This window comes from Thiomicrorhabdus sp. 6S3-12 (genome assembly GCF_017571475.1).
Taxonomy (GTDB): Bacteria; Pseudomonadota; Gammaproteobacteria; order Thiomicrospirales; family Thiomicrospiraceae; genus Thiomicrorhabdus.
Genome location: NZ_JAGETW010000001.1, coordinates 138,741 through 158,547, shown reverse-complemented (window position 1 = coordinate 158,547; position 19,807 = coordinate 138,741). Strand labels below are relative to the sequence as shown.

At 50.2% G+C, this 19,807-nt stretch carries 15 protein-coding genes and 2 tRNA genes; 10 read left to right on the top strand and 7 right to left on the bottom strand.

The annotated features are described in order from the left end of the window. The first annotated feature begins 134 nt into the window (after positions 1 to 134). The 4 genes from J3999_RS00765 (at position 135) to J3999_RS00750 (ending at position 4,377) form a co-directional block, all read left to right on the top strand. Positions 135 to 863, top strand: a complete 729-nt coding sequence (locus J3999_RS00765) for a CHAD domain-containing protein (RefSeq protein ID WP_208126002.1) — start codon at positions 135 to 137, stop codon at positions 861 to 863. Positions 864 to 967: 104 nt separating this feature from the next. Beyond that, on the top strand, positions 968 to 1,423 hold the full coding sequence (locus J3999_RS00760) for a hypothetical protein (protein WP_208126001.1): 456 nt from the start codon (positions 968 to 970) through the stop codon (positions 1,421 to 1,423). 271 nt (positions 1,424 to 1,694) lie between these two features. After that, complete coding sequence (locus J3999_RS00755; protein ID WP_208126000.1) at positions 1,695 to 2,375, top strand: transglutaminase-like cysteine peptidase; 681 nt, start codon at positions 1,695 to 1,697, stop codon at positions 2,373 to 2,375. A gap of 67 nt (positions 2,376 to 2,442) precedes the next feature. Beyond that, a complete protein-coding gene (locus tag J3999_RS00750; RefSeq protein WP_208125999.1) occupies positions 2,443 to 4,377 on the top strand; it encodes an EAL domain-containing protein in 1,935 nt (644 codons plus the stop codon). Positions 4,378 to 4,462: 85 nt separating this feature from the next. Here J3999_RS00750 and J3999_RS00745 read toward each other — a convergent pair whose 3' ends face one another. The 5 genes from J3999_RS00745 to J3999_RS00725 form a co-directional block, all read right to left on the bottom strand. Continuing rightward, the gene (locus tag J3999_RS00745; RefSeq protein ID WP_208125998.1) at positions 4,463 to 5,302 is read right to left on the bottom strand and encodes an ABC transporter ATP-binding protein; all 840 of its coding nucleotides are present in this window, start codon (positions 5,300 to 5,302) and stop codon (positions 4,463 to 4,465) included. 16 nt (positions 5,303 to 5,318) lie between these two features. Next, positions 5,319 to 6,368, bottom strand: coding sequence for an iron ABC transporter permease (locus tag J3999_RS00740; RefSeq protein ID WP_208125996.1), 1,050 nt, complete (start codon positions 6,366 to 6,368; stop codon positions 5,319 to 5,321). Next, positions 6,358 to 7,371 (bottom strand): LLM class flavin-dependent oxidoreductase, encoded by a 1,014-nt coding sequence (locus tag J3999_RS00735; RefSeq protein ID WP_208125994.1) that lies wholly within the window; start codon positions 7,369 to 7,371, stop codon positions 6,358 to 6,360. The genes J3999_RS00740 and J3999_RS00735 overlap by 11 nt, the downstream gene beginning before the upstream one ends. After that, entirely contained in the window at positions 7,368 to 8,381 is a 1,014-nt protein-coding gene (locus tag J3999_RS00730; RefSeq protein ID WP_208125992.1) for an ABC transporter substrate-binding protein, read from the bottom strand. Before J3999_RS00730 ends, J3999_RS00735 begins: the two co-directional genes overlap by 4 nt. A gap of 145 nt (positions 8,382 to 8,526) precedes the next feature. After that, entirely contained in the window at positions 8,527 to 10,560 is a 2,034-nt protein-coding gene (locus J3999_RS00725; protein ID WP_208125990.1) for a TonB-dependent siderophore receptor, read from the bottom strand. 367 nt (positions 10,561 to 10,927) lie between these two features. On the opposite strand from J3999_RS00725, the gene J3999_RS00720 reads away from it, so the two are divergent. From J3999_RS00720 to J3999_RS00710, 3 genes are all read left to right on the top strand, one after another. After that, a tRNA-Asn gene (locus J3999_RS00720) sits at positions 10,928 to 11,003 on the top strand. A 147-nt stretch (positions 11,004 to 11,150) separates the two neighbouring features. After that, entirely contained in the window at positions 11,151 to 12,563 is a 1,413-nt protein-coding gene (cls, locus tag J3999_RS00715) for a cardiolipin synthase (RefSeq protein ID WP_208125988.1), read from the top strand. A 38-nt stretch (positions 12,564 to 12,601) separates the two neighbouring features. Continuing rightward, positions 12,602 to 13,342 (top strand): endonuclease/exonuclease/phosphatase family protein, encoded by a 741-nt coding sequence (locus tag J3999_RS00710; protein WP_208125986.1) that lies wholly within the window; start codon positions 12,602 to 12,604, stop codon positions 13,340 to 13,342. Here J3999_RS00710 and J3999_RS00705 read toward each other — a convergent pair. Beyond that, positions 13,339 to 14,538 (bottom strand): GNAT family N-acetyltransferase, encoded by a 1,200-nt coding sequence (locus tag J3999_RS00705; RefSeq protein WP_208125984.1) that lies wholly within the window; start codon positions 14,536 to 14,538, stop codon positions 13,339 to 13,341. The genes J3999_RS00710 and J3999_RS00705 overlap by 4 nt on opposite strands. A 138-nt stretch (positions 14,539 to 14,676) precedes the next feature. On the opposite strand from J3999_RS00705, the gene J3999_RS11995 reads away from it, so the two are divergent. The 3 genes from J3999_RS11995 to J3999_RS00690 all read left to right on the top strand — a co-directional run bounded on the left by J3999_RS11995 (position 14,677) and on the right by J3999_RS00690 (position 18,097). Beyond that, on the top strand, positions 14,677 to 17,286 hold the full coding sequence (locus J3999_RS11995; protein WP_208125982.1) for a PAS domain S-box protein: 2,610 nt from the start codon (positions 14,677 to 14,679) through the stop codon (positions 17,284 to 17,286). A 131-nt stretch (positions 17,287 to 17,417) separates the two neighbouring features. Beyond that, positions 17,418 to 17,493 (top strand) — tRNA-Asn (locus J3999_RS00695). A gap of 190 nt (positions 17,494 to 17,683) precedes the next feature. After that, a complete protein-coding gene (locus tag J3999_RS00690; RefSeq protein WP_208125980.1) occupies positions 17,684 to 18,097 on the top strand; it encodes a hypothetical protein in 414 nt (137 codons plus the stop codon). Positions 18,098 to 18,183: 86 nt separating this feature from the next. Here the strand turns inward: J3999_RS00690 and J3999_RS00685 are convergent, their stop codons facing one another. Beyond that, positions 18,184 to 19,758, bottom strand: coding sequence for a peptide chain release factor 3 (locus J3999_RS00685; protein WP_208125978.1), 1,575 nt, complete (start codon positions 19,756 to 19,758; stop codon positions 18,184 to 18,186). Positions 19,759 to 19,807: the final 49 nt, after the last annotated feature.

Here is a 19,807-nt window from a genome sequence, read left to right as displayed (position 1 = left end):
GCGAAATATGACAGCGATGGTTACAGGCGGGACGCTTTGTCACAAGAGTGTCAAATTTCTTAAAAAGGTCTGTGGCAAGATTTCCTGCAAGACGTAGCGATGTTAATTTGGAGAGCTGGCACAAGATGAACCCGGTGGCGCAAAAACTTTACGATCAACTTGTTGTTTATCTTGAGTTGGATAACGCACTTCAGGAGCAGGAGAAAGCTCTGCACGAGCTTCGGGTGTCGGCACGCAAACTGGTGTCTCTATTGCCGAAAGACGATTATCACCGAGCGTTTTTCAAAAGAGTGATTCAGGCAAGCAATAAGATTCGTGATCTGGATGTTTTGATGTTGCAGGTTGTGCCGGGGTTTCCCAAAGAAATACGGGCTGCAGGAGATCAGTTGAAAAGTGAACTGCTGGAGGTTCGCAATCAGCTGGACGACGATTTTAAAAATTTTTTGCAGCTGGATATTTTGCCGGAGCTGAGGAATTTGCGGGCCAATTTTACCCGCGAGAAGGATTCACTGGCCGTCTCGGCCGGTGTCGAAGATCTTGAACAGATTGAAAAACAGTTTCGCCAGATCAGGAAGCGCCTTTTGCTGGTCGATCTGGAAGAGACGCAGGTTCATAAGATTCGCTTGAAAGTGAAGCGTCTGCGCTATCAGGTCGCACACCATTACCGTAACAAAAACAAATTGCTGGCCGAGCTGAAATTTCTGCAGGAACAGCTTGGAAAATTCCACGATTTTTCTCAGGCGGGGAATCTGATCCGCAAATACGCCGCGGATCTGAAACCGGAATTTCTCAAACAGCTGAGAAAGCATCTTCAGTCGAAACAGAACGCCATTCTCAAAAAGGTGCGCAAATCGCTTAAATAATTCATTCTTTTTGCTTTTAACCCTGATGTTTCTCCGTTTTTATCCGCGTTTTGCTCATCTATAATGAGTCAACTTTTTTTGATTAAGTTATATGGATAACTATTGTGTTTCAAACTGCTTTTTCTCTTGTTCGACGTTCAGCCCGATTGTGGTCTGCAGGGCTGATTTTCATTGTTTCGGCCGCTGTGCTGCATGGTTGTAGCACTCCGCAGACGCAACCGGAACCGGATCGGCCGTCAAAGCACTATGCTTTGGTGGTGAATCTGGCGGATTCTTTCAATAAGTTGTACCCGAAAGTGTATTTGAACGATCAGTATATTTTCCGGGACAAGCTTTTGTTGGTGCCGAAAACCTACCAGTTTAAAGTGAGCTACCGCGATCACTCCGGACGCAAGCATTCGCAAGTGATGAGGGTCGAACTGGAAGCCAATCATTGCTACCATCTGGATTACAGCGCAGGGCAGTTCCGCTTTAGCAGCGGCACCTATGGCGAAGCCTATTGTTCCGCGATGATTGACCGTACCCGTTATGAGTTGACCTCCTTTAGCAACGCCTCCTGAAGCGCCATCTCTTGACTGCCGTCACGAATTAGCCGATTTCCCGGTGTGGAGTGGCGATATCAGCTTGCCAAAGCACCCGATTCTGATAAGGTTATCGCTAAATGAATCTTTTTGAGGGAGCAGGGAGAGTAATGGCGTTTCAGTATCTTGGCGATAATGCCGCTCTTTGTGCGACTTCTTTCGGTTGTAAAAGCTTTGAAACGAGCCTCTTCCGGGTTTCTGCGGACAGGAAAGGATTTTGGTTTCAGGTGCGGCATTGGAGGTTGGCTTGATGCGTCGCAGGCTTCTTTTCTGGCCGTTATCTCTGATCTTTGGCCTGCTTCTTCTAGGAAGTTTCGGTCGGCCCACCCTCGGAAATCTCTCTCTGGATTTCGACCGCTTTTATCAGACTATCTATTCGCAGCACGGTGAGCAGCGTGCACGTCTGGCCGTAACCTGGCAGAAAATGTTGGAAAGAACTAAAACGCTGCCGGATCAGCAGAAGCTGATCGAAGTGAATAACTTCGTCAATAAGGTGGTCTATTATCAGTCCGATATCAGCAATAATCAGGTCAAGGATCACTGGGCATCCATTGCCGAAACTTTCGGAAAAGGCGCGGGCGACTGCGAAGATTATGCGATTGCCAAATATGTCACCCTGCGTCTGGCAGGCGTGGATGATTCGCACCTGCGGTTGATTTACGTTAAAGCTTTCTACGGTGGACGGACTCAGGCTCATCTGGTATTGGGCTACTATCCGACGCCGAACTCGATGCCGCTGATTCTGGATAATTTGATTGGTGAGGTGAAACTGGCCAACACCCGTCAGGATCTTAAGCCGGTGTTCAGTTTCAACAGCCGCGGTTTGTGGGCGGGCTTGTCGAAAGCGACCAAGTCCAACCCTATGGCGCGATTGTCGCGTTGGCAGCAGGTCATGAGCAAGATTGAGCGCGAAGGCATCAGCCTGCGTTAGTCGGGATAGGAATTTAAATTTTAATGGGATGCATATAACCGCACGCATTCAAGAAGAGGAGTAGGTTATGTCTTTGGTCAAGCAGTTATGGATAGCGATTATTGGCCTGATGATTCTGGTGTTCTTTACCAGTTTTTTCATCAGTACCTATAGCGCCAAAAGCTATTACATCGAGCAGCTGAACTTGAAAAACAGTGATAACGCCAACTCCCTAGCATTAATGCTGTCACAGATGGAAAAAGACGAAGTGATGGTTGAGCTGCTGATTGCGGCGCAATTTGATACCGGGAACTATAAGCGCATTGAACTGCTGGATCCGAATGGCGACGAGCGTCTGAGCAAAACCCACGAAGTAGAGATCAGCGCTCAGGTTCCGCAGTGGTTCAAGGCGCTGATTCCTCTGAAGGTCGGAAAAGGCATCGCGCAGGTTCAGGACGGCTGGCAGCAGTACGGTACTTTGATCGTCGAAAGTGACGACCGTTTCGCTTATGAATCATTATGGAAAACCATGTTGCAGTTTCTGATGTGGTTTTTTGTCGCCGCGCTGATACTCGGAGCCATCGGCACCTGGGTGTTGCGTATTCTGACCAGCCCTCTGGAAGATGTCGTCAAACAGGCGGAGGCGATCGGCGGGCGCCGCTTTATCACTTCCGAAGAACCGAAAACGCTGGAATTCAATCGTCTGGTGCGTGCGATGAATACCTTGTCGGCACGCGTTCGCACCATGCTGGAAAACGAAAGTCGTCGTCTGGAAGAGATGCGCTACAAAAATCAGCATGATGCGCTGACCGGCTTCGCCAACCGCGAGTTCTTTGTCAGCAAACTGGAAAGCGTTTTGGCGAATGAAGACAAAAACGCCCGCAATGCGATGATCTTCCTGCGCGTTGCCAATCTGGTCAAAATCAACCAGAGTCTGGGGCATGAGAAAACCGATGCCCTGTTGAAAGGGGTTGCGGAAAAAATTATTCAGACCATCCGTCAGCACGATAAAGAGTTTGACGAAAGTACTTTCGGGCGTCTGAGCGGTACCGATTTTGCGATCATGCTCAGCAATATCCAGGAAATGGACGCTTTGGCAAAAGCGCTGGAAGTCTTTATGGCAACCTATGCCAATACCTATAAAGACCAGGTCGAGCTGCAGCTGCCGATGGCGGCGTCCTCGTTCAAGGCGAACGACAGCCGACAGAATATCTTCCAGAAAATGGACGCTTTGCTGGTCAAAGCGGAGAACGAGCAACAGACACTGCTGGTCATGGAAGACAAGGGGGCTGTGCAGGACGGCCTGAAAAATTCGCAGCAATGGCGCGAGCTGTTGGAGAAAGCGTTGGACGCTTCCAGTGTGGTGGCTCAACTGTTCCCGGTGGTGGATATTAAAAACCGACCTCTGCATCACGAAGCGATGATGCGTCTGAAAGTGGAAGAAAATACGATTACCGCCGGTGAATTCCTGCCTTGGGCGCGTCGTTTCGATATGTTGCCGCAGCTGGATATGGCATTGACCGCATATCTGCTTGAACAGATGAAAAGCGGTGCCATTAGACACTCGGTTGCAGTGAATCTGGCGATTGAAACTTTGAAAAACCTGGACGCTCGCGATCAGTTGATCGAATCGATCAAGGCGAGCGGCGTTGCCGACCGTTTGTGGCTGGAGCTGCCTGAGCGTGCGGTAATGGAAGATATCGGGCACTTTGTCGAGTTCTGCGAGTTGGTTAAACCGCTGGGCTGTAAAGTCGGTCTGGATAAAGCCGGTTCCGGCTTCGCCAATATCTCCCGACTGCAGGAAGTTGGTCTGGATTACATTAAGATCGATTCGGCGCTGATCCACAATATTTCCAAGCAGGATCAGGAGACGAAGAGTTTCGTACGTGGTGCCTGTACCTTAGGGCATTCGATCGGCCTGCAGTTGATCGCCGAAGGGATTCAGGATTTCCAGGAGATCAATGAACTGGAAACGCTGGGCATGGATGGCGCAACCGGTCCGGGGGTTCAACTGAGAAATTAAGCGAAAGAATTAAGCTAAGATCGATAGGATTAGAGAGATCAAAAGGAAAAGCGGCTCGGGTTTGAGCCGCTTTTTTTATGTCGGGTTAAAAGGTGTTCGCCGGAAGCTGATTCGGCGAGAGTTGGTACAGATGTTGAATGTCATGGCGTTGTAAAATCTCCTTGGGAGCGCCGTTTTTCAGTATGCGGCCGTTATACATCGTAATGGCGCGACAGGCACTGCCGATGGCGTGTTCCGGATGATGCGTGGTAAACAACACCGTACGCCCGGCTATTTTCAACTGAGTGATTTTCTCCAGCAGCTTAATCTGGTTGCCGTAGTCGAGTCCGTTGGTCGGTTCGTCCATCATAATCAGCGGCGTGTTCTGGGCAAAAGCGCGTGCGATCAGTACCATCTGTCGTTGTCCGCCGGAGAGTTCGGTATAGGGACGGTGCGCCAGATGCTCGATATTCAGCCATTTCAGAGCCTCTATTGCCGTGTCGTATTGCTCGGCCGAGGATTTGATCCATGAGGCCTTTGCACCGCGAGTGGCCATAAGTACCATGTCGATGACCGGGTAGCCGAACGCCGTGCGATGGTATTGTGGAACATAGCTGATCGATTGCGCAATCTGTTCGGCTTTCAGCTGCGAGCTGTCCCGACCGTTAATCTCAACCCGGCCGGCGCTTTTCGGATGAAATCCAAGCAAAGTGCGCAGCAGCGTAGTTTTGCCGCAGCCGTTCGGCCCCAACAGCGCCACGACCTCACCGGCATTTAAGTGCAAAGCAATTTCCGAAAATATGCTTTTGCAACCCTGTTGAGCCGCTAACCCGTCAGCCACCAGCAGGGGACTGAGCGGGCTGCTCGCTTGATTCTGTATTGCTGGCGCCGAACTGTGCGGCCATTCCGAGCGATGAACATTAAGTTGCCGGTTAAAGAATTTCATTACTTCTCCTCCAAAGCTAGTTTTGCCAGCCTTTTTTGGCGTTTTTCAGTGCCCAGGCAAAGACCGGCAGTCCGATCAGCGCCGTCAAAATCCCGATCGGGATTTCGATGCTCAGCGCCATTCTGGCCAGATTGTCGACCACCAGAAGATAGATGGCACCGAGCAGAGCCGAGGCCGGCAGAAGCAGTCGATTGTCAGCTCCGAGCAGCAGGCGAACGATATGTGGAATGACTAAACCGACCCAGCCGATCATGCCGCCAAGCGTCACTGTCAGAGCGCTTAAGAACGTTGCAATAACGATCACCAGAAGGCGTTTACGCTCGACATTCACTCCGAGACTGCGCGCTTCATCGTCCCCGAGACTGAGTACATTCAGGACATGACCGTGCAGACTGAGAATCAGCAGTCCGAGCACAACAAACGGCAGCAGCCAGAGAAGTAATTCACCATTTACATTCGCCAGTGATCCCATAAGCCAGTAAGTGATTGCCGGCAGTTTGCTGTAGGGGTCCGCGACATATTTGATAATCGAAAGAAAGGCGCTGAAAAGCGCACCGGTAATCATGCCGCCGAGTACCAGAATAATCATGTTCTGCTTCAGTTCGCCTTTGGCCAGCATTAAGGCGATGAACACCGCCAGTAAACCGAAGACGAACGTCAGCAGCTGCATGACCCAGATCTGTTCGGAGAGCAAAATACCCAGCGATGCGCCAAAGGCCGCGCCGGAGAGTACGCCGAGTATTCCGGGGGAGACCAGCGGATTCATAAACAGCGCCTGAAAGGCCGCGCCGCTGATTGCCAGAGCCGAACCGATCATAATCGCCGCCGCAATGCGTGGTAGACGGACATCAAGCAGGATACTGGTTATCATCGGGTCGGCTGCACCGTCGATCAGCCCCCAGTATTTAAGCAATTCGGCCAGACTGCCTAAAGGTGCAAAGTCGTAACGCCCCAAGCTTAAAGAGAGCCCAGCGGTTGCGAGCAGAATCAGGCTCAGTAGCAGTAATATCTGCGCGCCGGAAAAAATGCCGCAGCAGGCTTTCGGGTGATACAGATCAGGCCGCATCGCTTTGCGCCATTAAGGGTTGCCAGATTTCATCCTTGAACCAATGCAGCTGTTGAAAACGGACCTGATGGCTGTGGGTCAGGGGGTTGAGCGCAAGATGTTTAACACCCATTCTAAGCAGTCGTTGCAGCTGCTGTCGAACCTGCTCGGGCGAACCGCACAACATGCGACTCAAAAGCGCTTCTGGGTCGAGTTTTGCCATAGGTCCGGGGTGCTTGCCCCAGTGTTTGGATTTCTCTTCGCGGAAAAGTTCGATATGTTCCAGCGCCATCTGTCTGGCGACCGAAGGGTTGTCATCGATAAACAGACCGCGTGCCACCATCATATTAGGAGCATGTTGCGCGAAGCGTGTATACAGTTTGATCTGCTGGTCGATCTTGTCGCTGTCCCAGAACTGCGCGCTCATCAGTCCCAATCCGTTTTGTGCCGCCATCTGTACCGTCTGTTCGTCGCCGGTGGCGACAAATAACTGCTGTGAGTGCATATCGCAACGTGGCTGCAGAGTAATATTTTCCCACTGGTAATGCCGGCCTTGATGGCTCTGCGGTGTGCCGCTGTTCCATAATTGCATTATCGCCGGCAAAGCTTCATTCATCCGTTCGCGGCTTATTTCCTTGTCCGCTTTAAAGGCGGCGTTTTGCGATTCGAAAGGACCTCCCTTGGCAAACCCGCATAAAATCCTGTGCGGATAGAGAGACTGCAGTACCGCCAGCTGTTCGGCAACTTCGATCGGATTGTGGAATCCGAGCAAAAGTGCGGCGCAGCCGATTTTGATGTTTTCGGTTTTACCCAGAAAGTGACCGATCAGGTTCAGTGGTGCCGGAGTCAGGCTCATGTCGTTAAAGTGATGTTCCGTCACCCAGGCATTGTCGAAACCGATGGCGTCCAGTTTGCGTACCAGGTCGGTAAAAGCGCTGTAGGTCGCTTGCGGAGTCTGATTCAGTTCCGGAGTAATATGCAGCATGACACCCAGTTGTGGGCGAAGTTTCAGATTCGCTTTCATAATGTATTCCCCTGTAAAATCGATTGCGCCTGTTCGCGGCTTAAAGCGGTTTGAAAAAAGAGTTGGAAAATTTCCTGCGTCTCGGCGACAGTATCCAGTTCGGCAATTTCGCGCACCTGCGGATAGAGTTTCTGCATCAGCCACTGTGCGGCCAGAATGCGCATAAAGGAAGGCGGGCGATCCAGCCAGCGGAAAGGAGTTTGCGGCGCCAGAAAGATCAGCTTGTTGCGCACCGCTTGCAGACCTTGCCAAGCGGGCATCAGATAAACTTTGTCGTAGAAAGCTTTTTCCTGGGTGACGATCGCATCCGGATCGTATTTCAGCAGTTGTTCGATATTGATTTCGACTTTGCCGAAACGCGAGTATTTACCCTGATCTGCCGGGCACTGATGCGGATTCAAGGCACCTGCCCAAGGCAGGGTCTCGGCATGAATCGAACCACGGCATTCGGTCGCCAGACCATTCGGGTCTTCGGCGTAATAAACGGTTTTCGGTGTGACGTTGCGCTGTTGCAAAAGTGCTTTCAGGCGTTTCTGACGTTGCAGCAGCTGTGCGAATTTTTGTGCCAGCATTTCGCCGCGTTCGGTTTTGCCGAGCCATTTACCGAGGTTTCTCAGGTCTTGCGGGTAATCTTCAAGAGTGTCCAGATGCAGATTGCAGACAGGAATGCCGAGTTTCTGCAACATGGCCTGACGGTTGGCATGCACCATGGCGCCGGACATGACGATCAGATCCGGTTTGCTGGCCAGCAAAACTTCCATGTTCGGTGTCCGTCCCTGTCCGAACCAGCCGCCGATAATCGGTTTGTCCATCAGTTCATCCGCAAACACGTTTTTTGCCTGCGGTGCCGGCGGAAAATTCCAGCCGATCAGTTTTTCCGGCGCCATGGCGACCAGAAGATAGGTCACGATCGGGTTGGCGCCGTAGACTCGCGCAGCTTCGGCATCGACCGTACAGTTTTTAGGTGTCGGCTGAGCGGTTTGAGCGCTCAGGGCTTGTGTATTCTGCAAAAGCCCAAGACATACTAAAGTCGTTATCACTCCGCTTTTGAAAAACCGTAAAAAACTAGGATGCAGATCCTTACGGTGAGGCATGTTATGCGGTTTGACTTGTCTTAGAAAAAAAGAGTATGCAGACATTTAAATCACTCCCGCATTAGAACTGATATTGGATATTCGCCCAAAGGGTACGGCCCGGCATCGGATCGCCTTCGGCAATTTCGTAATCGGTGTCGAGCACGTTTTTGAGCGCAAAGTCGGCATGCCATGCTTTATTGATCCGGTAGTGGGCGCGGATATCCCACAGGCTGAAGCCATCCGTCGGTCGACTGCCGTCAAAGCGGGTTTCGCTGTCGGACTGATAATGCCCGTCCAGACCCAGATGCCAGTCGGTGCTGACGAACCAGTCCAGACCCAAATTAGCGCTGTGTTCCGGGGCATAGGTCGCAAAAATGGCGTCATCCGCATAGTTGCGAATCAGGCGGCTATAGCTGAGACTAAGGTCAAGCGTCGTGCCGAGCGGAAGGCTCGCCAGCAATTCAAACCCTTTGGAGGAAGCGGTACCGACATTCTGGTTCTGATCGCAGGTAGTGCCGCCGCACTGGTCGCTGGTCACGGTCACGGTCACGGTTTCGATGGCATCCTGAATCGACGCATAGAAGGCGTTGGCGCGGTAGCGCAAGGTATTCAGCTCTCCCAGCAGTGCCAGCTCATAATGCAGTGCTTTTTCCGCCTGCAGATTCAGATTTGGAATGGCCTGTCCGAGACGATAGGAGACCTGATCTTTCATATTCGGAAAACGCGATTTCAGCGAGATTCCGGCCTGAATTCGCTGTGTGCCCAAATTGTGGTCGAGTTTCATCTGCCAGTTGCTCTGTTGTTGAGCGCCTTGCGGTTGCGTGGCATCGTCGTTGTCGTCGGCCTTCGTCAGCTTGTAGTGGTCAAGCCGGTATCCCAGTGTGAATTGGGTTTGAGGTGTAATGCGGATTCGATCCTCAAAGCCGAGACTGGCGGTTTCCGACTGGAAGGTCCGCCAGCTGTTATCCAGATCTTGTATGTCTGAATCCAGGTCGCGCTCTTTATGTTCGTCCTTTTTCAGCAAAAGTGCGGTTTTGAGAAGGTGGTTATCGACCGGTACAGCCGCTTCCAACGAGCCGCCGACACTGTAATCGTTGTACTGCGAGCGGAAAGCGTATTTCTTGGTGACGCTGTTGTACTGATCGTCATCATAGGAGTTGAGGGCATTGTCGAACTTGTCGTAAAAAAGACGGGTTTTCAGATAGCCCGGATTGTCGCTGACGCCGAACTGAGTGTAACCGACATAATACAGGCTCTGTTTATCCCATTTCGGCCAGTCCCAGTAGCGGACGGTATCCTGAGTGCCGGCATAAGGACTGGATTCCTTGGAACCTTCGGTCTGATAGTAACTCAAAGTGTATTCGTCATGACTGTTCGGCGTATAACCAAGCTTTAAATTGGCGCTGAGGTTTTCGTTTCCGGATCTTAAGCGTTCGCCTTCCGGCTGATAGATGGTGCCTGCGTTATCCTGCGGCTGAAAATCGTCGGACAGCGGAAAATTGTCTGCCTGCACGGCGCTGACTCCGCCTTGAAAATAAAAGTTTTCGTTAATGATGACGCCGATCCGTGCATTTTGGGTCTGTTTGAAGACGCCTTCGCGCCCGCCTTCGATCGAGGCATTGATATCGCCTTCGAAATCCGCGTTCGGTCGTCGGGTCACCAGATTGATCGAGCCGCCCATATTGTTCGGGCCTTCAAGAATCGACCCCAGGCTTTTGGTGACTTCGATCTGACTCAGATCGCCAAGCAGAAAGCGACTCAGGTCGATATTGCCGTCGTAAGGGACATAGATCGGGATGCCGTCCAGATTCAGAGTGATCTGCCGTGAATCAAAGCCGCGGATATTGGCGCGGGTTTCGGCACGGCGGCCGCCAACCTGCAAGGTGGCACCGGGAACGTCCTGAATCGCTTCTCCGACATTGCTGTCGCCTTTTTCCTGAGCGACTTCGCTGTCGACGGAAGAATAAGTTGTGGATTCGTCGGGTTGCAGGACGGTGATTTCACCCAGTTTGAAAACGTTGTCCTGTGCGTGAGCCGCGCCGGCCAAGGCAAAAGAGCTCGCGATAAGAAGCGCATGCTGTAAGGCGCTTTTGGTAAATGGGGGTCTAGTCATAATTGTGCTCGCCAGATTCAATGTTTATCTTTGTATATAACGATTGCTGTAAAAAAGCCCGAATGCAGTAATCGGGCTTTTTATTCTCTAAATACGAGAGATAATCGTTATTTCACTTTGTATATAACGGTTGCATAATATAATTTTTATTCTATTGTGCTGTCAATATTAGTTTTTGCTGATTTATATGTATGGGCTCGTCCGGGAGTGAATCGTGACGCGAAAAATCAGGCTGCCGGGGAATGCGTAATGAAACGAACAGACGCCTGGCGAGGCGAAAAAAAATTTTATGAAAAACACTTGCATTGACAAAGCGAGTCAATATAATACGCTCCAACAGTCAGAAATGACCTGTTAACAATGCAATTCCCCAATAGTTCAGTTGGTAGAACACCGGACTGTTAATCCGTATGTCGCTGGTTCGAGTCCAGCTTGGGGAGCCATATTTCGAAACCCCGGTCTGAGTATTCAGGCCGGGGTTTTTTGTTTCGGTGAGGTGTTCAGAGCGGCAAACGCTCGTCGGCTTCGCTTTCAATCCCGTGTCTAAGCGACTATGCTATCGAGACCGTTTGTGTTTGGTGTGCAAAACTATGGATATCGGTTTTAATCCGCTTCTAGCCATTTTCTATTTCGCCTATATCTTTCTGGTGCTGTCGGCGGTGGTGCATATGCTGTATCAGAAGCGTTCGCCGCAGAATCTCACCGTCTGGCTGCTGACGCTGTTGCTGCTGCCTTACCTCGGTATTCTTTTATATCTGATTTTCGGTTCGCGGAAACTGCTCTATAAACGCAATAAACCAAATATCGTGATTCCGATCAAGCCCAGTGACAGTCTGGTGATTCCCACGGAAAACCGTCTGGCGCGGCAGGTCGATCAGCTGCTGGTTGCCGACCAGATCGCCTGTACCACGACCAGCAATAAAATCGCGCTGTTTGATGATTCCAGTCTGGCTTTTGACGCGTTTATGCAGGCGCTGCAAAAGGCTCAATCCCGAATTCATATTGAAACCTATATTTTTGAATTGGATGCAACCGGTGCGCGTATTCTGCAAGCCTTAACCGAAAAAGCCCGTCAGGGCGTCGAGGTTCGACTGTTGCTTGATGCAATCGGCTCTTTTGCGCTTTACCGTCGCCCGAAAGCATTGCGGTCACTCCTTGCCGCCGGCGGTCAGGTAGCGTTTTTCCAGCCGGTTTTTAAAAACTTTTTTAACAGTCAGGTTAATTTGCGCAATCACCGCAAGATCTATCTTTTCGACCATGACATTGGATTTACCGGCGGCATGAATCTGTCGAACGATTATCTCGGTTCTGTCAGTGATGATCCGAAAAACGGTCGATGGAAGGACTTGTTGTTTCAAATGCAGGGGCCGGTTCTGTCGCATTACCATATCGTGTTTAACGAAGATTGGCGCTATACGACACAGGAGAGTCTGCCGCAAATCGAAATTGCTGAGATCTCGACGCCGGAAAAATTGGTGCAGACCATTCCTTCCGGTCCGGATATTCACAAAGAGCCGCTTTTTGAATCGCTGATGCAGGCAATTTACGCGGCACGGCAGGAAATTGTCATCGTCTCTCCGTATTTCATACCCGAGGGATCGATTATGACGGCTCTGATGATTGCGATGAAACGCGGCGTCAAGGTCATACTGGTTTCACCGGAAAAATCGGATCACCTGATCTTTGATATGGGGCGTAGTTCCTATCTGCGGGAGTTGCATGAAGCGGGGGGCGAAATTCATTTCTATATCGGCAAAATGCTGCACGCCAAACTGGTCTTTATCGACCGAGAAGCGATGCTGTTCGGTACGGCCAATCTCGATTACCGGTCGCTTTTTATCAATCATGAGCTGACCAGTTGGGTGTATGATCCGCAGCTGATCGAGCAGGCCGGGCGATGGGTTGAAGAGGTGGTTGCGCAGAGCCAGCCTTATCAGGTTCCGAGCACTCGGGGACGCAGACTGTTTGAAAACTTCACGCGGATCTTTGCGCCTATTTTATAATCGGAGGCAAGATTCGATTTCTGTTGGCCGACTTTGCTATGTTTAAACCGAAACTGACGCTTATTTCTCATGCAGGGACGAAGCCTGAAGCCGACTCTGTCCTGCCGAATCCGTTTCGTTTGCTGACCTGGAATCTGCAAAAAACCGATTTTTCCCACTATACCCATCGGCCGATCGAGCAATTGTTGGATATCGAAACGCCGCATCTGCTCTCCCTACAGGAGGCGGCAACTTTCCCGATGCAGAACCGCTTCTTTAACATGCCGTTTATTATGGCGCCGAATATTGAAACCCGGCGCAGACATTTCGGCGTATTGACCGCCTGCGGCTTCGCGATGAGCGCGCAACACCAACTGCTGACCCGCAGTCGCGAACTGGGCTGGACTACGCATAAAACCTCTCTGGTTACTGAGCATCGCCTAAGCGACGGGCAGGTTTTGACGCATATTAATATCCACGCGATTAATTTCGTGCCCAACCGGCTTTTTCAGCGGGAACTGACGCTGCTCTGGAATCTGATAAGCGAAAAGCGCGGCCCGATGATCGTTAGCGGCGATTTCAATACCTGGAATAAAACCCGGGTCGCCATTCTGGAAAACGCCGCGCGTCAGCTTGGCTTGTCGCAGGTGGTTTATCCGGATGTCACGCCGATTAAAACCCTTAACCGCCAGATACTGGACTATGTCTTCTATCGTGGATTGACAGTCGAGTCGGCGCGCGCCTTTGATGTGAAAGCGATCTCCGACCATAATCCGCTGGAAGTGGTCTTTTCGCTTTAAACGCCGAGCTTTTCACTTTCCTGTGCCAGCCGTTGAAGATTTTCCGTCTCCTGAAAGGGCGAACTTTGCCACAGGTCGTCGATATAGTGCGCGATCACTTCCCGTTCTTCGTGAATGAAGCGGTTAAGCGGTTCGACAAAAGGATTGACCGTCAGCCAGTGACTGGATTGCAGGCGGACCGGCACAAAGCCACGGGCAATTTTATGTTCGCCGCCGGCTCCCGGCTCAAAACGCTGCAGTCCGTGGGCGATGGCAAACTCGATTCCCTGGTAGAAACAGGCTTCGAAATGCAGGTCTTTGATCTGTTCGCAACATCCCCAGTGGCGACCGTACAGAACCAGGTCGGATTTGAACATCAGTGCGCCGGCGACGGTTTCACCGTCCTTATCCGCCAGAACCAGCAGAATCTTGTCCGCCATGGTTTGTGAGATTTCACGAAAAAAATCGTAGTTTAGAGTTGGCGTGGACCACTTTTCGAGAAAGGTTTTCTGGTAGAAGTAATCGAAGTCCTGCCAGTCTTTGTCAGTCGCCTGACTGCCGTTCAAGCAGCGAAAACTTATCCCCTGTTGCTGGACGCTCTTGCGCTCGCGACGGATATTTTTGCGTTTCTTGGATTTTAAGGCCGCAAGAAAATCGTCGAAGTCCCGGTATTGTTGATTAAACCATTGGAATTGCACATCGTGACGACTGAGCATTTCCGGCTGTGCGGCCAGTTTGGCCTGTTCGTCGGCGAACAGCAGATGAAAGCCGCTGTAATCCTGTTGCTGACTCAGGTTTTTCAGCGCTTCGACAACCTGCACGGTTAACTGCGGATTATCTCGAAAATCCGGGTGTATCAGCAGGCGTGGTCCTCTGGCAGGCGTATAAGGAATCGCGCTGACCAGCTTCGGATAATAATTCAGGCCGATGCTGTTCCACGCCTGCTCCCAAGGCTGATCAAAGACGAATTCCCCGTAGTTATTGTGTTTTTCGTACAGCGGCATGGCCGCAATCAGGTTTCCGTCTGAGCGGAAAAACAGATGTTTCGGAATCCAGCCGAAGCGTTCGCTGACGCAGCCGTGACGTTCCAGCGCGGCCAGATATTGGTGCTGGATAAAAGGGTAACTGCTCTGATGCAAACGGTTCCATTGATCGGCATCGATTCGGTCGATCGAGTCAATAACGTCGAGAGTGATGTCGGCTGCTTTTTCCTGCATGGTTCCTTGAGAGGGGAAGGTGGGCTTGATATAGCTTAATTTAGCGGGAAATCGGTTTAATGTCATGTGTCAGTGCACTATTTATTTATCCCTACGAACTGTAGAATAATTCTTATTCTATATATTTCCGGGAATACGGTGAAAATCTTAAAGTCTCGCCAAATTAAAATCCTGATTCTGATTCTGCTCGGGTTCGGACTTTCTATTTCTCTCGCCTATAACGCTCTGGACAGAGTGTATTTCAGTGATTACATTGAAAAAGCGGCCTTGAACAATGCCAAGAACAAAAGTGTCGAGCGAGAGCGCTTTCTGTTGGGTTTTTTACACCAGTCCAAGCATAAGCTTCAGTCGATTTCCGGCTTTCCCGCATTTCAGAATTTTTTGCAGAATCCGTTGCAACAGGATTCGGTGAAAGCGCTGTTCGGCAATTTTACCCGCAACTGTCATGACATTATGCAGATCCGCTTTATCGATCGCGACGGAAGGGAAGTCGTCCGCGTGCATCGAAGCAGCTATGAATCGCCGGTTGAGGTTGTTGCGAGCGAAAATCTTCAAGACAAAAGTTCGCGTTACTTTTTTCAGCAATCCAAAAACAAGCCTCTGAATGAGGTCTGGTTTTCAGATATTGACCTGCTGACCGAAAACGGTGCCGTCGTTAAGCCGTTTATGCCAACCTTGAGAGCGATTCTCCCGGTCGCTGTTGACGGAGAGTTTGGCGGCATTCTGGTGATTAATTTTTTTATGGAGAACACGCTTAACAGTTTGATGAATGCGCCGCTGTATGACTCAATTCTGCTTAACGAAAAAGGCGAAATTCTGCTCCATTACGATCCATCCAAAAGCTGGGGAAGCTATCAAGAGAAGCCTTATCAGCTTGCTGATGAGTATCCGATGTTGTATCAGCAAATATTGAAAAGCGAGTCCTATGATGGCGGAGACTTTTTCTTCAAGAAATTGACGACGCCGATTAATACCGAGCTGGGAATTCTTTTCAAATTAAAAGCGTCTTTTGCGCAGAGTCAGCATGATCAGCTTGCCGAAAGAGAAATGGCGGTCTTTTTGATGATCCTGTTCTTTTCCATGCTGATGACCTACGTAGTGGTCAAACTGTTCGGCAAGACTCTGCTTCGGCTCGATACGATCGATAAGTTAAACAGCAGTTTGAATGAGGCATCCAAGGTCGCCAAAATCGGTTTTTGGGAGTTTGAGCAGGGCGCTCAATACCTTAAATGGAGCGAAGGGGTGTTCGATATTTTCAAGGTTCGCGATTACGCCCGTAAAATCTCTTTTGAAGATTTTTTGTCCTATATTCCCGAGAGTGATCGAGCCAGATTGCAAGCCGCTTTTGGTGAGTCTATGGCGGAAAAGAAACCGTATTTCGTGACCCATCAGATCGTTACCGACGACGGCGAGATAAAATATGTGGAAGAACGGGCGCATCACATCTACGATGCCAACGGCGATTATGTGCGCTCGCTTGGCAGTATCTATGACATTACCGAGAAACATCTTATTCAGGCGCGTTATGAAAGCGAGCGTAAGAAACTGATTGAGCTGATGAACAATGCATCGGATGCGATTTTTATTATGGATACCGATGGCAAAGTGGTCGAAATCAATAAACGCGTTCAGGAGTTTCTCGGTTACTCTTCGCAAGAGGCGCTGCAACTCAATGTCTGGGATTGGGATACGGATATATCACAAGACAACTTCGGTGATATCGTTTCCCTGCTTTCTTATGAAAAGCCGCTAAACCTGGAGAGAATTCATACCCGTAAAGACGGTACTACCTATGAAGCGGAAGTCTCGGCTACCCTGATCCGTGTCGGAGAACAGGATCTGATCTATGCCTCGGTGAGAGATGTGACCGAGAAAAATCAGCAGCAGCGCCTTCTTATGGATAGAACGCATGAATTGCAGGCTATTTTCGACACGGCCCGAGAAGGGATTGCCGTTGTTGATCAGGATATGCGCTATCTGAAAGCGAACCAGAAATATTGCGATCTTCTGGGATATTCGAAAGAGGAGCTGTTAAAGATCTCCTGTAATGATCTTACCCATCCGGACTATCTGGAAGAGAATAAAAAAATCATGCAAGAAGTGTTCTACAAAGGTTTCTATGAAGACTTTGAAAGGGTCTGTATCGGAAAAGACGGCAAAGAAAAGATTCTGAGTTCATCTCTGTCGTTGATTCCGGATTCCAATCAGGTCATCGTGGTGTCGGTCGATCATACCGAAATGCGCTTCTACGAGCAGCAGCTGCTCAGATTGACCAATACCGATGAACTGACCCAGTTACACAATCGAAAATACTTCAATGAGCGGATGAAAGAGCAGCTGGATCTGTTCAACCGCTACCAGCAGCCATTCTGTATGATTATTTTTGATATAGACGATTTTAAAGCCATTAACGATAAGTATGGGCACAAAGTAGGGGATGACGTGCTCGTCAAAATGAGCGAGGTTATCACTGCGGTGGTCAGAAAGACCGATCTGCTCTTCCGAGTCGGTGGTGAAGAGTTTGTCGTATTGGCACCGCAAACGGTGCTGCCGGAAGGCGAGGTTCTGGCGGAAAAAATCCGCCTGGCCGTCTACGAAAACGTGGATGTGCTGCCAGGACTGCATGTGACGATCAGTCTGGGGGCGACTGAAATACGTGAAGGCGACAGTTTCGATGCCATTTATCAACGAGTGGATGAATTGTTGTATCAGGCGAAAAACAGCGGCAAAAACCGGGTCTGCAGTTAGTCTGACAGTAAAGGTGACGCAGCATCGGAATCTGCAGCAAGTGCATAATTTTTTTTAAAAAAACTTGCAATGCAGATTCTGCTCAATATAATACGCCTCATCAAATCGTTTAGGCGATTTTGAAACACTTTTCCCCAATAGTTCAGTTGGTAGAACACCGGACTGTTAATCCGTATGTCGCTGGTTCGAGTCCAGCTTGGGGAGCCATATTCCGAAACCCCGGTCTGAAAATTCAGGCCGGGGTTTTTTATTGTCTCCATTTTTTCATTCCAGTATTTGCTTAAAATAGGATTAACGAAGAAACTGCACAGTCGATAAGGATTTTTCAGGTTAAATTCATGTAGCAGAACTATACTTGGAGCCGTTCCGCTCGATAAGGAACACAAAGGAGAAAATAATGAGATCAGAAAAATTTAAGATTGGTTTAATTTCCCTGGCGATGGCATCGCTGTTGGGTTCTGTTGCGGTTCAAGCCGCACCGCAAGACAAGCAAGATTTGCAGGTTCAGAAAGAACAGATGCAACAGGAGCGAAGCCGCTTACAGCAGGAGCAGCAATATCGGGTTGAAGAGCGCAAGCAGTATAACGAGGCGGTAAAGGAGCAGCGTAAATATCGCGAAGAGAGCGAGCGTGAAAACCGAAAATATCGCGAAGAACAGGAAAGAGAAGCCTATAAATACCGTGATGAGCAGCAGAGAGAAGAACGCAAGGCTTATCAGGACCGGTTTAGAGATGATGACTCTCGCCGCGGCGATATGATTCGTGATAACTATCGAATGGATCGCGGAATGGGTGGCAAAATGGGGCGCTGATGTTTTGCGGTGCTCTAAATAAAAAAGCCGGAAGTGATTTCCGGCTTTTTTATTTTTCGGCTAGGATCCGAAGCGGGCGGTTTGCGTTAATGTTCGCGGGTTGCGACAAATTTCAGATCCGGCCAGCGCTCTTCGATCAACGATAGGTTGACGCGAGTCGGCGCAATATAAACCAGCTGATCGGCAGCGTCATAGGCAACGTTTTCCGTGACCTTTTTGGTGAACTTCTCGATCTCCGCCTTGTCGCCGATAACCCAACGTGCGGTGTTGACGTTAACCGGTTCAAAAATACAGTTGACGTTGTACTCGTCTTTCAAACGCTGTGCGACCACCTCGAACTGCAGGACACCGACGGCACCAAGAATCAGATCGTTATTGCTGACCGGACGGAACAGTTGAGTTGCCCCTTCTTCGGAAAGCTGTTGTAAACCTTTCTGCAGCGCTTTCATTTTCATCGGATCTTTCAGTTGCGCGCGGCGGAAAAGTTCCGGTGCGAAGTTCGGAATCCCGGTGAATTTCAGCTCTTCGCCCTGGGTGAAGGTGTCGCCGATTTTAATAGTTCCGTGGTTATGCAGCCCGATAATATCGCCCGGATAGGCCTCTTCGGCATGGTCGCGTTTATTCGCCAGGAAAGTGATCGCTTTAGCAATCTTGACGTCCTTGCCGATACGAACATGCTTAAGGCTCATGCCTTTCTCGTACTTTCCGGAAACGATACGCATAAAGGCAACACGGTCACGATGTTTCGGATCCATATTCGCCTGAATCTTAAACACGAAACCGGTCAGTTTACTTTCATTCGCTTCCACATAACGGTCTTCGGTTTCGCGGCCTTTCGGCGCAGGGGCATACTGTTCGAAGCCGTCCAGCAGTTCCTGCAAGCCGAAGTTATTAACCGCCGAACCGAAGAAGACCGGCGTCAGTTCACCGGCCAGGAACAGTTCAAGATCAAATTCGTGGCTGGCACCGCGTACCAGTTCAACCTCTTCGCGCAACTCTTCAGCCTGAGCGCCCAGCAGTTCGTCAAGGCGAGGGTTATCCAACCCTTCGATCAGTTCACCTTCCGAAGCGGTTTGTCCGTCGGCCTGTGCGAAAATACGCACGGTATCGTTGTACAGGTGGTAGATTCCTTTAAAACGTTTGCCCATGCCGATCGGCCAGGTCATAGGCGCGCAGGCGATATTCAGAACTTCTTCGACTTCGTCCAGCAGGTCGATCGGCTCTTTCCCTTCGCGGTCGAGTTTGTTGATAAAGGTCAGAATCGGCGTGGTGCGCAGACGACAGACTTCCATTAGCTTGATGGTACGGTCCTCAACCCCTTTGGCGACGTCGATAACCATCAGCGCCGAGTCAACAGCGGTCAATACGCGATAGGTATCTTCCGAGAAATCCTCGTGCCCCGGAGTGTCCAGCAGGTTCATTACCGCGCCTTTATAAGGGAACTGCATCACCGAGGAGGCAACCGAGATCCCACGCTCCTGCTCCATTTTCATCCAGTCGGATGTCGCCCCGCGATCGGTTTTGCGGCTTTTAACCGCCCCGGCCATCTGAATGGCTCCGCCGTATAGCAGCAGCTTTTCGGTCACGGTGGTTTTACCGGCATCCGGGTGAGAAATAATCGCAAAGGTGCGACGTTTGGAGGTTTCAAGTTGTAAAGACATGGAATATCAACCGCTTACGAATAATAAGATGCTCAAAATCGGGCAAAAT